The 12,710-nt window shown below is 69.4% G+C and carries 13 protein-coding genes; 8 read left to right on the top strand and 5 right to left on the bottom strand.

What is annotated here, in order from left to right; all coding sequences use genetic code 11:
- Window positions 1–17 precede the first annotated feature (17 nt).
- The 6 genes from OG472_RS37270 to OG472_RS37245 all read left to right on the top strand — a co-directional run bounded on the left by OG472_RS37270 (window position 18) and on the right by OG472_RS37245 (window position 4,704).
- The gene (locus tag OG472_RS37270) at window positions 18–887 is read left to right on the top strand and encodes a universal stress protein (RefSeq protein WP_405833430.1); all 870 of its coding nucleotides are present in this window, start codon (window positions 18–20) and stop codon (window positions 885–887) included.
- A gap of 54 nt (window positions 888–941) precedes the next feature.
- Entirely contained in the window at window positions 942–1,601 is a 660-nt protein-coding gene (locus OG472_RS37265; RefSeq protein WP_405833428.1) for a CBS domain-containing protein, read from the top strand.
- Between the two features lie 239 nt (window positions 1,602–1,840).
- Window positions 1,841–2,446: a CBS domain-containing protein gene (locus tag OG472_RS37260; RefSeq protein ID WP_405833426.1), complete on the top strand. Its 606-nt coding sequence runs from the start codon at window positions 1,841–1,843 to the stop codon at window positions 2,444–2,446.
- 12 nt (window positions 2,447–2,458) lie between these two features.
- A complete protein-coding gene (locus tag OG472_RS37255; protein ID WP_405942588.1) occupies window positions 2,459–3,085 on the top strand; it encodes a CBS domain-containing protein in 627 nt (208 codons plus the stop codon).
- Between the two features lie 9 nt (window positions 3,086–3,094).
- Complete coding sequence (locus OG472_RS37250) at window positions 3,095–3,751, top strand: CBS domain-containing protein (protein WP_405833423.1); 657 nt, start codon at window positions 3,095–3,097, stop codon at window positions 3,749–3,751.
- Window positions 3,752–3,828: 77 nt separating this feature from the next.
- A complete protein-coding gene (locus tag OG472_RS37245; RefSeq protein WP_405942587.1) occupies window positions 3,829–4,704 on the top strand; it encodes a universal stress protein in 876 nt (291 codons plus the stop codon).
- Between the two features lie 25 nt (window positions 4,705–4,729).
- Here the strand turns inward: OG472_RS37245 and OG472_RS37240 are convergent, their stop codons facing one another.
- On the bottom strand, window positions 4,730–5,149 hold the full coding sequence (locus OG472_RS37240; RefSeq protein ID WP_405833420.1) for a CBS domain-containing protein: 420 nt from the start codon (window positions 5,147–5,149) through the stop codon (window positions 4,730–4,732).
- Between the two features lie 182 nt (window positions 5,150–5,331).
- Between OG472_RS37240 and OG472_RS37235 the strand changes: the two genes are divergently transcribed.
- Together OG472_RS37235 and OG472_RS37230 are read left to right on the top strand one after the other, a co-directional pair.
- A complete protein-coding gene (locus tag OG472_RS37235; protein WP_405942586.1) occupies window positions 5,332–6,207 on the top strand; it encodes a universal stress protein in 876 nt (291 codons plus the stop codon).
- A 35-nt stretch (window positions 6,208–6,242) separates the two neighbouring features.
- Window positions 6,243–7,232, top strand: a complete 990-nt coding sequence (locus OG472_RS37230) for an Acg family FMN-binding oxidoreductase (RefSeq protein WP_405833417.1) — start codon at window positions 6,243–6,245, stop codon at window positions 7,230–7,232.
- 595 nt (window positions 7,233–7,827) lie between these two features.
- On the opposite strand, the gene OG472_RS37225 is transcribed toward OG472_RS37230, so the two are convergent.
- The 4 genes from OG472_RS37225 to OG472_RS37210 form a co-directional block, all read right to left on the bottom strand.
- Window positions 7,828–9,303, bottom strand: coding sequence for an AAA family ATPase (locus OG472_RS37225; RefSeq protein ID WP_405835003.1), 1,476 nt, complete (start codon window positions 9,301–9,303; stop codon window positions 7,828–7,830).
- A gap of 103 nt (window positions 9,304–9,406) precedes the next feature.
- On the bottom strand, window positions 9,407–10,282 hold the full coding sequence (locus OG472_RS37220) for a universal stress protein (protein WP_405833415.1): 876 nt from the start codon (window positions 10,280–10,282) through the stop codon (window positions 9,407–9,409).
- Window positions 10,283–10,520: 238 nt separating this feature from the next.
- Complete coding sequence (locus tag OG472_RS37215; RefSeq protein ID WP_405942585.1) at window positions 10,521–11,885, bottom strand: Ni/Fe hydrogenase subunit alpha; 1,365 nt, start codon at window positions 11,883–11,885, stop codon at window positions 10,521–10,523.
- Window positions 11,882–12,709: an oxidoreductase gene (locus OG472_RS37210; protein ID WP_405833411.1), complete on the bottom strand. Its 828-nt coding sequence runs from the start codon at window positions 12,707–12,709 to the stop codon at window positions 11,882–11,884. The genes OG472_RS37215 and OG472_RS37210 overlap by 4 nt, the downstream gene beginning before the upstream one ends.
- Between the last annotated feature and the right edge of the window lies 1 nt (window position 12,710).

The following is a 12,710-nucleotide window of genomic DNA, read 5'->3' as shown; positions in this document are numbered from 1 at the left end:
CCCAAGGAGGTCTCGCCATGAAGCACCACGTGACCGTCGGCGTCGACGGCTCTCCCGAGAGCCGGGCTGCGGCCCGGTGGGGTGCCAGGGAGGCGGCCCTGCGAGAAGTTCCGCTGAGGCTCGTCCACGCCGTCGACTGGCTGATCAGCCCCGCGGTACCGCAGCCGGGCCGCGAAGCTGCCGACCGTTGGGCCGACGAGGCGCTTTTCGATGCAGCGGAGGACGTGCGACGCCGGCATCCCGGGCTGGACGTCTCGACGAGATGCCTCTCGGGCAGGCCCGCGGCAGCCTTGGCCGCAGAGGCGGCCGACGCCGCGTTGCTCGTACTCGGCTCTCGCGGGGTGGGAGGCCTGGTCGGATTCCTCATCGGCTCGGTGGGCTTGTCGACACTGGTGGCCACCGAGACGCCTGTGGTGCTCGTACGCGTGTCGGACGCGCCCGAGGAGGCCCAGCCCACCCGCTACGGGGAAATCGTCCTGGGCGTCGACATCCACGAGGCGGCGGACAAGGTCCTGGCCTTCGCCTTCGAGGAGGCCGACCGTCGCGGCTGCACCCTGCGTGCGATCCACGGCTGGAAGATGCCGTCCATGTACCAGTACGCGCCCTTCTTCGACCCGGAGAACGAGCGGGAGGTCGGCCGGACCATCACCGTGATGCTCGACGACATGCTGATGCCGTGGCGGCACAAGTTCCCGTCCGTGAGCGTCACCCACGAGGCGTTCGAGGGGCCCGCAGGCGAGCAGCTCGTCCAGGCCGCGGCAAGCGCGGACCTGGTCGTCGTGGGTCGCCACCTGCGCCGCTCGCCCCTGGGCGTGCATCTGGGGTCCGTGGCCCATGCGGTCCTGCACCACGCCGCTGCGCCCGTCGCGGTCATCGCTCACGGCTGACGGCCCCATTCACAAGGAGATCGGACCATGTCTCATCGCACTGTCGCAGACGTCATGACCCGGAACGTGGCCACGGCGAGCCCCGAAGCCTCGCTCAAGACGGTCGCCCGGAGCCTCGACGACAACGGCGTCTCGGCCCTGCCCGTCGTGGACACCCGCCGCCATCCGATCGGCATCGTCTCCGAAGCCGACCTGCTTCGCAGGCAGGCCGGGCTGCCCGATACCGAAGGGCGCGACCCCATGCACCCCGCGTCGCCCATGGACCGTGCCTCCATGGGCGCCCGGACCGCCGGCGATCTGATGTCCACGCCTGTCCTGACCGCCCGGCCGGAGTGGGGCATCGTCGAGACGGCCCGCTTCCTGCACGAGAGAGGTGTCAAGCGTCTACCGGTGGTCGATGAGACCGGAACCCTGGTGGGCATCGTCAGCCGCACCGACCTGCTGCGCCCCATGCTCCGCCGTGATGACGCCATCCGCGACGAAATCGTCGACGAGGTACTGGGCCGGACCCTCAGGATGACACCGGGAGGCGTAGCGGTGACCGTAAGCGAAGGGGTGGTCTCCTTGAGCGGGCGGGTCGAGGAGCGGTCGACCATTCCTGTTGTCGAACGACTGTGCCAGTCGGTCGACGGGGTCGTCAGCGTGGACCAATCTCTCGGTTACGCGGTCGACGACCTGTCTCCGACTGCCGACTCTCACCATGCCCAGCATTGAACTCGCGGCAAAGGGCGGAAAGAGCCCGCCCGCTTCTCGCGGATCCCGATCGTGCGGTGCACGGCCACCAGCCGCTTCTCCGCATCCTCTCAGGGGCTCTTTCCGTCAATTTCATGAAAGCACGCCCGACACCTGGACACACAGGGCCGATCAGCCCGAAGTGACCCCCTCACGGCCCTACCGCCGAACGGCACGGGTGTCCACGCTCGGACGTATCGGGACGCCGTTCTGGAGGCATCATGAAGCACCTTCGCACCGTCGAGGACGTAATGACGCATGCCGTCATCTCCGTCGACCGCAGAACACCGTTCAAGGACGTCGTGGAGGCCATGCGGCAGTGGCGGATCAGCGCCCTGCCCGTCCTGTCGGAGGAAGGACGGGTCGCCGGCGTGGTGTCCGAAGCGGATCTGCTGCTCAAGGCCCAGGGTGCGGACGAGTCCCGCGCAGTCACCGCCGGGCAGCTGATGACCGTACCCGCGGTCACCGTGACCAAGGACGCCACCATCCCCGGCGCCGCCCGCCTGATGGCCCGCGGCCACCTCAAGCGGCTCCCCGTCGTCGACGGCGACGGCCGCCTCATCGGCGTCGTCAGCCGGGGCGACCTCCTCAAGATCTACCTCCGCCCGGACGCCGATATCGCCGAGGAACTCCGCGAACTGATCATGGCAGAGCTCATCCCCGCCGGATCGGCCATGGTGCAGGTGCACGTGGCCGACGGGATCGTGCACCTGGACGGCTCCATCCCCGACCCGGCCCTGAAGGACGTGCTGGTCCGAGTCGCACGCACCGTACCGGGCGTCGTGGATGTCACGGCCGTGCGCCTCGATGCCGAAGTCCGCACGTGAAGGAGGCCGACGATGAGGCACCGCAGCGTCGCCGACCTGATGACCCCGACAGCCGTCAGCGTCCAGCGGGGCACCCCGTTCAAGGAAATCGCCAGGCTGCTCAGAGAGTTCGACATATCCGCCGTGCCCGTGGTGGACGAGGACGACCGTCCCGTGGGCGTCGTCTCCGAAGCCGACCTGCTCCGCAAGCGCAGCTCCGGCAGCGGCACGAACACGGCCGCCGATCTCATGACCAGCCCCGCCATCACGGCCCAGACCGAATGGAGCGTCGTCCGTGCGGCGCGAGTCATGCGGGGGCGGCAGGTCAAGAGACTGCCCGTGGTGGACGCCGCCGACCGGCTGATCGGCATCCTGAGCCGCAGCGACCTGCTCCAGCTCTTCCTGCGCAGGGACCACGCCATCCAGGAGGAAATCCTCGAAGACGTGGTGACCCACACCCTCGGTCTCAGCCCGTCGTCGTTGACCGTCGAGGTCGCCGACGGGCTGGTGACCCTCAGCGGCACGGTGAGCCGACGCAGCCTGGTGCCCATCGTGCTGCGCCTGTGCCAGAGCGTCGACGGCGTCGTCGACGTGGTCAACCGGCTCGACTACGCGCAGGACGACGTGTCGGTCGGCGCCCGAACGCCCACCGAGCGGTAGGAGAAGAGCATGAAACATCGGGAAGTCCGCGAGCTGATGACCCGCGAGGTCGTCACCGTCTCCAACAACGCCCCGTTCAAGGAGATCGCCCGCACCCTGACGGAGCACAGGGTGTCGGCCGTTCCGGTCGTCGACTCCGCCGGCCGACCGCTCGGCGTGATCTCGGAACGGGACCTGCTGCCGAAGTCCGCCGGCCAAAGCGACTACTTCCGGTCACTTCCCGAACGGGAGGCCTGGCAGGAGGACAAGGCCGAGGGTACGCGCGCCGAGGAGCTGATGTCTTCGCCGCCCGTGTGCGCCAGACCCGACTGGACCGTCGCCGAAGCCGCCAGGTTGATGGAAGCCCAAGGAGTCAAGCGGCTCCTGGTCGTGGACGACTCGGACGTACTGATCGGAATCGTCAGCCGACGGGACCTGCTGCGGATCTTCCTCCGGGAAGACGAGGACATCCGTCACGAGATCATGGCCGACGTGCTCGAACTCAGCGTGCGTCAGAGTCCCTCGGCCATCACCGTGGCCGTCACCGACGGCCGGGTGGAACTGCACGGAACCGTCGACTTCAGGAGCCTCATCCCGCTCATCGAACGCCTCTGCCGGACCGTGGACGGCGTGGTCTCCGTAACCCAGCATCTCGGATACGCCATCGACGACACGAACTCAGCCTGAAGAAGCCGCCGTGCCGCCTCGACACATGCGGAGACGAACTCCCTGACCCATGCGGGCCCTTGCCGAGAGAAGCCATCATGAACGATCGAATCGTCGCCGGCCTCGACGGATCCGCGGAAAGCCTCGCGGCCGCCCACTGGGCGGCGCGAGAGGCCCTCCTGCGCGGCGTGCCACTCCATCTCGTCCACGCCGAGGACTGGTCATCGCCCCGGGGCTTCCCGGCGCCGACGAGCGATGTGCGCCGCCACTGGGCCCAGGCGCTGGTGAGCGAGACCGCGGACGAACTGCGCGAGAGCCACCCCGAACTGGAGGTCGACGTACGGTCATTCGACGGCCGACCGGCCGCCGAGCTCGTCGGCGTCGCCGCCGGTGCGAACATGATCGTCCTGGGCTCTCGGGGACTGGGCACCCTCACGGGCTTCGTCCTCGGTTCCGTCGGCATGGCGGTCATCCGGGAGACCGTACGGCCGGTGGTCATGGTGCGGGCGAGCGAGGACGCGGTGCCCCACCCGGACGGCCGGCACGCGGCCCGTGAGGTGTTGGTGGGCGTCGACATCAGCCGGCCTTGTGATGCACTGCTCGCCTTCGCCTTCGAGGAGGCAGCGCGGCGCGCATGCACCCTCCACGTCCTGCACAGCTGGTCACTGCCTCCCCTGGTGGGGTACGGCGCGGCGTACGATCCGAGAGTTCACGCCCAGCTCGAAATGAGCGCGGAGGCCTCTCTGCGCAATGTCCTGGCGCCTTGGCGTGCCAAGCACACCGATGTCGGAGTCATCGCGCGCTCGAGCGTCGGGCACGCCGCCACAGAGCTCATCGGGATGGCCGCCGAGGCGGGTCTCATCGTCGTCGGCCGCCGTATCCGACGGAGCTCGGTCGGCGCGCACATCGGACCGGTCACCCATGCGGTCCTCCACCACTCCAAGGCGCCCGTCGCCGTCATCGCGCACGAATAGCGGCGCCCATGGGAGGCGCTGCGGCTCACCTCTCGGCGCAGATCGTCTCGACGAAGTGACCCACCTGCTCCTCGGACAGGTGCCTGGCGAGATCGGCCTCACTGATCATGCCGACGAGGCGGTGGTCCGCGATCACCGGGACACGCCGGATCCGGTGATCCTGCATCGTCTTCAGCACCTGGCTCGTGTCCGCGCCCGCGTCGACCGTGATCGGCTTGCCCTGTGCCAGCTGTCCCGCTGTCACGTGGTGTGGGTCCTTACCCTTGGCCAGGCACTTCACCACGATGTCACGGTCGGTGATGATCCCGTGCAGCCGGTCGTCGGGCCCGCAGATCGGCAGTGCGCCGACGTCCAGTTCACTCATCCGCCGGGCCGCGTCCATGAGCGTCTCGGTCTCCTGTACGCAGGTGGCACCGCTGTGCATGATGTCCCGCGCGGTGGTCATGGCTGCTCCTCACCTGTGTATCCGTACCCGTCTCCTCAGTCTGTGCTTGGGTCCAGCGCCGCGCTCGTCGACGCGAGATCATGGGGACGTGGCTCCTCTGCGCCACGGGAACCGACGGAAGGCCTTCTGAGCTCTTGCCGGGCGCCGGGAAACGCCGATCCGCGAAGAGGGAGATGGAGACCATGGCAAACCGAGTGACCGTCGGCCTTGACGGGTCCCCGGAAAGTGCGGCGGCTGCCCGCTGGGCAGCCCGAGAGGCCGAGCTCCGCGGTGCCTCTCTGGACCTCGTTCACGCCGAGGAATGGCTGGAGAATCCGCCCCTTCCCGTCACTACCACCGAGGAACGTCGGCAGCGGGCCGAGGCCGTCCTCCGCGACACCGCCGATGAGACGCGCCGCGTACATCCGACCCTGCCGGTCGACACCCGCCGAGTGGGCGGACTGCCTTCCCTGGCCCTCACCCGCGCCGCCGAGGAATCCGACATGCTCGTACTCGGCTCCCGCGCGCTCGGCAGCATCGCAGGGTTCCTCGTCGGGTCCACCAGCGCTTCCACCATCATCGAGGCCGTGCGCCCCGTCGTACTGGTCCGGACCACGGACCGCGCGGGCAATCCGCCGGACGGTACCCGCGACCGCGGGCCCGTCGTGGTCGGCGTGGACATCCACCAGCCCTGTGACAAGCTGCTCGCCTTCGCGTTCGAGGAGGCGTCGTACCGCCGCTGCCCGCTCGTGATCATCCACGGCTGGTCGCCACCGCCCATCCTCAGCTACGCACCGGCGCTCGACCCCGGGGTCCAGCAGGAAATGGCCCACGGCATCACCACCACTCTGGACGAGATGATCAGCCCCTGGCACGAGAAGTACCCTTCGCTGCAGGTCGATTCCCGGGCCACCATCGGCCAGCCGGCGATTCAGATCCTCGACGCGGCCTCCACCGCCGCCCTCGTCGTCGTCGGCCGCCGTATCCGCCACTCCGCCTTCGGCACTCACATCGGCCCCATCACACACGCCGTGATGCACCACGCGGTTGCCCCGGTCGCCGTCATCGCCCACGAGTGAAGCCCACAGCACAGGCAGGTAGGTAGGTAGGTCTCATGAACGCATCGTTTCCGGACCCGGCAGCGATTGTTCCGCTCATCGAGGACGCTGCCATGGCTCCTTCCATGCACAACGCCCAGCCGTGGAAGTTTCTCTACCGACCGGCCTCCGGGCTCATCGAGCTGTACGGCGACCCGGGCCGTGCCATGCCCCATGCCGACCCGGACCACCGCGCCCTCCACATGGGCTGCGCCGCCGCTCTGTTCAACCTACGGGTGTCCGCAGCCTCGTCGGGCTGGGGCGCTGACGTACGGTTGCTGCCCGACCCGGACGTTCCGTGGTTGCTGGCTGCTGCCAACTTCCGGGAACCCGGGACCACGGACAGCGATCTTGGAACCCTCCAGCCAGCCGTACGGCGACGTCACTCCAGCCGATTTCCGTTCTCGGAGGAGGAGGTCCCTCCGGCACTGTTGGACGGCCTCCGAGCCGCCGCTCTTCTCGAAGGGTGCCGCCTGGCCGTACCGGACGCGTGGCACACCGACACCGTGCTGGGTCTGGTACACGACTCCGAGCATCGCGAGGAGATGGATCCCTCACTGACGGCAGAGACAATGGCGTGGACACATGCCGGCACACCGGACGAGCAGAGCCGTCCCGACGGAATCCCCGTGAACGCCTTCGGTCCGAAGCCCTCAGGTCGGGGTGGAGCCGTGCGCGACTTCGGTCGCTCCCGGCGCGTTCCCGGGCGCGGGTGGGCCACCTTCGAACAGAGGCCGCACATCGTGCTGCTGGGTACTTCGGGTGACAGGCCCGAGGACTGGCTACGCGCCGGGCAGGCCCTGCAACGGGTTCTCCTTCAAGCCACCGCCGACGGACTGGTCACGTCCATGACCTCGCAGCCGCTCGAATGGCCCGCACTCCGCTGGGCGGTGCGTGATCCAGGCTCGGCGATGACCCACGTCCAGATGGTGATCCGGGTCGGCTACGGACCGCAGGGTCCCGCCACACCCCGGCGCCCCGCGGCCGAGGTGCTGGACGTCCGCTGAAACCGGAGATGAAGCTGCCATGTGCCGCAGCACGTGACTCGTCGGTCAGCCGCTCGTCTCGACACTCATGACTCTGGATAGATACCCCGGGCCGTGGCCGCGGCGCCTGCCCGAACAGCTTCGACAGCACTCTGGTGCACAGCCCGACTGGCTCGTTCGCTACAGGACAGAGGGCTTCCGGTCATGGTGCACCACTGTGGGGCACCGCCATACTGCACCGCGATATGAGCCTGTCCGTCCTTCCAGGTGGTGCGTACGCTCACCTCGCCGGTGATGATCCCGGCCTCGTCGGTGCGGACGCCACCCGCGCCTGTGAACACTCCTGTGGTCGTCCACGTCGGTGCCATGTCCCGTGTCCTCCTCCGCGCTTCGCAAGGACCCCACACGGCCATGCTCCACCGGGCAGGAGGGGTGGTGCAGGGCTGAATGGCTCCCCGTTCAGGGCCGCACGGCCCAAAACACCTCACGCGAAGGTCCGAGGCCCGGCGGGGGTTCAGCCGGCCCGAGACATGGCCGTGTCCCGAGATGGAGCCGTGCACGACATTCGGCATCGGTCCGGCGGCGAGCGGGGCCCAGCACGCGGCTCGCCACTCGCTCAGTCCGGTTCCATGTAAGGACGGCGGAAGACCGGGGCCTGGCCCGATCCGTAGGGGCGCACAGCTGCCATCGCCTGGATGACAGCGGCCTCCAAAGGGCCGCCGGTGTCGATGGGGACGGCTTCCTCCCACGGCGGCTCCGCGGCTGCCATGGCCGTGGCCACCTCAGGGGTGGCGTCGGATGCTCCGGGGGCGCGGGTGGTCAGGCGCGCTGCCGACACCTCTCCCGGAGCCTGGCAGTGCAGGGCCACCAGGTCGGCACTGGTGCGTTCGGCCATGCGCAGGGCGGCTTCACGCTGCCCGGCATCGGACCAGGTGGCGTCGAGGACGACGGACTCGCCCAGTGACAGCAGGGTGGACGCCCGGTCGAGCAGCGCCGCGTACGTCCTCGCGGTCCACTCGGGCGTGTACAGCCCTTCGCCGAAGCCGGCGGCCGCGGATTCCTCCGCCGGCATGCCTGCCAACTCCTTGCGAAGGCGGTCGCTGCTGAGCAGCGTGACGCCAAGGCGATCGGCCAGTGCGCCGGAGAGCGTGGACTTTCCGCTGCCCGGGAGGCCGCCGACGAGGGTCAGGCCGACAGCGGAAGTGCGCAGGTGGCGCAGCGTCGTGGTGACCAGTCGCCGCGCTGCCGCCTCTGCGCCGCGGGCGCCTTGAGCTGCCTGGATCAGGGACACCTTGGCACGGACGAACGCGCGGTAGGCGACGTAGTGGTGCCACAGGGACGGCGGTGCGGGGTCGCCGGAATACTCGCCGTACTGGGCCAGGAAGAACGCTGCGGCCTCCGGGGCACCCGTCTGCTCCAGGTCCATGGCGAGGAACGCCGCGTCGTCGAGACCGTCGACGGAGCGAAGGCGGTCGTCGAACTCCAGGCAGTCCAGGACGCGCGGACCGTCGTCGAGACAGAAGATGTCCTGGGCGAGCAGGTCGCCGTGACCGTCGACCACCCGCCCCTGCTCGATACGCGCGTCGAACAGTTCCTCGCGGCCGGCGAGATAGCGCCGCACCAAGCGCTCGATCTCCTCCACCCCGTCGAGCAGCTGGACGTCGTCGGTCAGTTCCCCGACCTGTGTGAAGCTCGCTTCCCAGCGTGCGGACAGCGCGTCCCGCCTGCCCTGCTCGTCGATGTCCGGGCCGCGGGGCGCGTCCGCGTGACGGGAGGCGAGGAGGCGTGCAACGGTCCGCAGAGCGTCGTCGATGTCGGCGCCTTGGCTCACGAGCAGGGACAGACGTCGTTCCGCCGGCATGCGGCGCATCACCACGAGCGGTTCGGGCGTGTCCGCATCCGGGCTGCGGAATTCTCCCAGCCCCAGGTAGACGTCAGGGGCGAAGCGACGGTTGAGAGCGACTTCCTGTTCGCACGCGGTCCGCCGGGCGGCCGTGGTCGTGTAGTCGAGGAACCCCAGGTCGACCGGCTTCTTGACCTTGTAGGCGCGCTCACCGACGAAGAACAGCACGGCCGTGTGCGTCTCGCGCACCTCTGCCCGCGGGAGTAGTGGAACATCGGGGCCGGCGCCGCTCCGGAGCACGGACGCGTCGGCCCGGTGCGCCGAGCCCATCGACTGCTCGGGTTGGCCCGGCTCAGTCATGGGGAATGACGGCGACGGGGCAGCGTGCGTGATGGATGGCGGCGGTGGCCACGGAACCCAAGGGGGGAGCGAGGACGGGGCGGTGCCTTCGTCGGCCGACAACCAGCAGTCCCGCACCCTCGGCGGTCCGGACCACGACCTTGGTAGGACTTTCAAGACCGATACCGGGAGTTACCTCCACGTTCGGGAACTTCTCGCGCCAGGGGCGGAGAGCGTCATTCAGGAGCTTCAGAGCGTCCTGCCTGATCTTCTCGGTCACGTCGTGGTCCACGCCCCAGGGAGCGTGAGCGTGGAGGGGCATGCTTCGGCCGTGGACGGCTTGCAGGGGAACGCCCCGTGCCGCGGCGGCGGCGAAGGAGAATGCGAGCAGGTCGTCGCACGGACCCTGCAGTTTCAGTGCCACCACGACGCCGCCTGCGACGCCTGGAGCGGCCGGCGTCCCCTCTTCGCGCGTCCCGGCGCGTACCAGGACCACCGGCCTCTCGGCCCGTGCCACGACGGGCATGCTGACGTCGCCCAGGAAAAAGCTCTCGACGGGCTCGATCCCCCGCGAGCCGAGCACGGTCATCTCGGACTCCGCTGCCGCCTTCAGCAGTGCCTCTTGGGCATCGTCTGCGACCAGGTTGCCGACGATGGCGAGGCCCGGGTGGCGCGCCTGGAGCTCGGCCTTCGCGTTGTGCACGATCCGCTTCGCCCAGTAGTTCTGATCCAGCTCGGCGGGAACGTGGGTCGGTTCCGGCGCCAGGAGGGGCCACGCGTGCAGCAGCCGCAGCGTGAGTTTGCGGCGGGCGGCTTCGTCAGCGGCCCAACGGGCGGCGGCAAGGCTCTCGGGTGAGCCGTCCAGGCCCACGGTGACGACTGGCTCCATGCCGACTGCTCCGTCTGGTAGATGACTGGAATGACGGTGAGGTGTCCGTCCGGCCGGGCCGGAGCCTGTCGTCTCCGCGCTCGTGCCGGTAGCCGTGCAGCGACCGTAAGCGGTACTCGACGAAGCATCTGTGCCAACGCGCCGAGCACACGGCCGCATGTCATCCGAGCAGCACTCGAAGCCTCCTTGCGGACCGGTCACAGGTCCGCGCGGAGCAACCGGTCACGCCTGGGCGTGATCAGTGGCTGCGCTCGATGTCGAGTTCCAGGAAGTGGGCCGAACAGGAGATGCACGGGTCGTGGTTGCGGACGGCCCGCTCGCACAGCCGGGTGAGCTCGGCCTCGGAGCGCTCACCCCGATCGAGCCCGGCTTGGACCAGCCGGCGCAGGTCCTCCTCGATGGCGCCCTGGTTCTGGGCGGTCGGCGGAACGATGCAGGCGTCGGTGACACGGCCCCTGCCGTCGAGCGCGTAGCGGTGGTAGAGCAGGCCGCGTGGCGCCTCCGTGGCACCGTGCCCGGTGCAGGCCCGGGCCGGCACCTCTGTGTACGGGCGGACGGGACGCTCGTACTCCGCGATGATCCGCAAGGCCTCTTCCACCGCGTACAGGACTTCCACCGCACGGACGAGGATGCTTCGGTACGGGTTCCTGCAGACCTCTCCCCGCCCGGCGCCTGCGCGCGACGGAGGATCGCCCAGCCCGGCCTCCCGTGCCGCTTGCAGGGCCAGCGGGGACAGCAGGTGGCCGCTGACCGCCCAGCGGGCGAGGGCGCCGGTGAGATGCCTCCGGCCGTCCAGCCGGGAGTGGAGGGCCGTGGAGTGGGACACCTGCTCCTCGGCCACGTGATCGGTGAAGTCCCGCAGGGGAAAGCCGTGCGGCGGGGGCGTCCCGCCGTACGGGAGCACGGTGGGGACGCCGGACTCGATGGCGTAGGTGCCTTCCTCGGCGAGGGCGAGCAGATCGGCCTCGCACTCGGCGTCCGGGAATTCGAAGCCGGCGACCCAGCGCACCGTGTCCCAGGCGTCGTCGAGGGCCGTGCGCAGCCGTTCTTCCAGGGGGCGGAGTTCGGCGCGGGTCGGGACGCGGTGGAATCCTCCGAGCCGGACGTTGACGGGGTGGATGGCCCGGCCCCCGAGCAGTTCGACCACGGCGTTGCCGGCCTGCTTCAAACGCAGTCCGCGCTGGACGTGCTCCAGATGCGAGCGGGACAGACCGATCACGTCGTCTTCGCCGAGGAAGTCCGGTGCGTGCAGCATGTGGATGTGCAGCGTCTGGCTCTCGATCCATTCGCCGCAGTACAGCAGGCGGCGCAGGGCGGCCAGTTGTCCGTCGACGACGACGCCGCACGCGTCCTCGATGGCACGGCAGGCACTCATCTGGTAGGCGACGGGACAGATCCCGCAGATGCGGGAGGTGAGGTCGGGTGGCTCCGTGTGCGCCCTGCCCCGGAGGAAGGCTTCGAAGAACCGCGGTGGCTCGTAGATCTTGAGCCGCGCCTCGATGACGGTGCCGTCGTGGATCCTGAGGTGCAGCGCGGTCTCGCCCTCGACACGGGCGAGTGAGGGGATGCGGAGCTCCTGGGACCGGGGCGTGGGATCGCTCATCCGAGGCCTTCCGCGTCGGTCGTGCCGGGCTGCTCTTGCTCCTCCACGGCGGTGAAGGCGGTCACGTTGAAGGTGTGCAGGTACCTGCCGATGTCCTCCTCGCTCATCCCGTCCCGCTGCATGAGGGGGACCAGCGCGGGAAGGTTCGTGGTTCCGGCCGGCCCGAAGCAGCCGTAGCAGCCGCGCCCGTAGGTCGGGCACAGGGCCCCGCAGCCCGCGTGGGTGACGGGGCCCAGGCAGGGCGTGCCGTGAGCGACGGTGACACAGACGTTGCCGCGCCGCTTGCAGGAGAAGCAGACGCTGTGGTTGGGGATGGCGGGTTTTCGCCCGGCAAGGAATGCGGTGATGACCTCGACGAGCTGACCCCGGTCGATGGGACAGCCGCGCAGTTCGAAATCGACGGGTACGTGGGCGGAGACCGGCGTGGACGTCGCGAGGGTCTCGATGTATTCGGGACGGGCGTAGACGGTCGCCAGGTACCCTTCGACATCCGCGTAGTTCCGCAGTGCCTGCACGCCGCCGGCCGTGGCGCAGGCGCCGATGGTGACGAGGTGGCGGGCATCTGCGCGGATGCGCCGGATGCGCTCCACATGCTCGGGTGTGCTGACCGAGCCTTCGACGAGGACGAGGTCGTACGGGCCGGGCGCTGGTTCGCTGGACGCTTCCAGGAAGTGGGCGATCTCCAGTTCGGCGGCGATGCCGAGCAGTTCGTCCTCGCAGTCGAGGAGGGTGAGCTGACAGCCGTCGCATGAGGCGAACTTGAACACACCGAGGCGGGGGCGGGCCTGAGGTTCCGGAGGCTGGGGTGTGGTGGGGGTGCTCATC

The organism is Streptomyces sp. NBC_00207 (assembly GCF_045160965.1).
In the GTDB taxonomy this organism is placed as follows: domain Bacteria; phylum Actinomycetota; class Actinomycetes; order Streptomycetales; family Streptomycetaceae; genus Streptomyces.
This window is presented reverse-complemented; position numbering and strand designations above follow the sequence as displayed.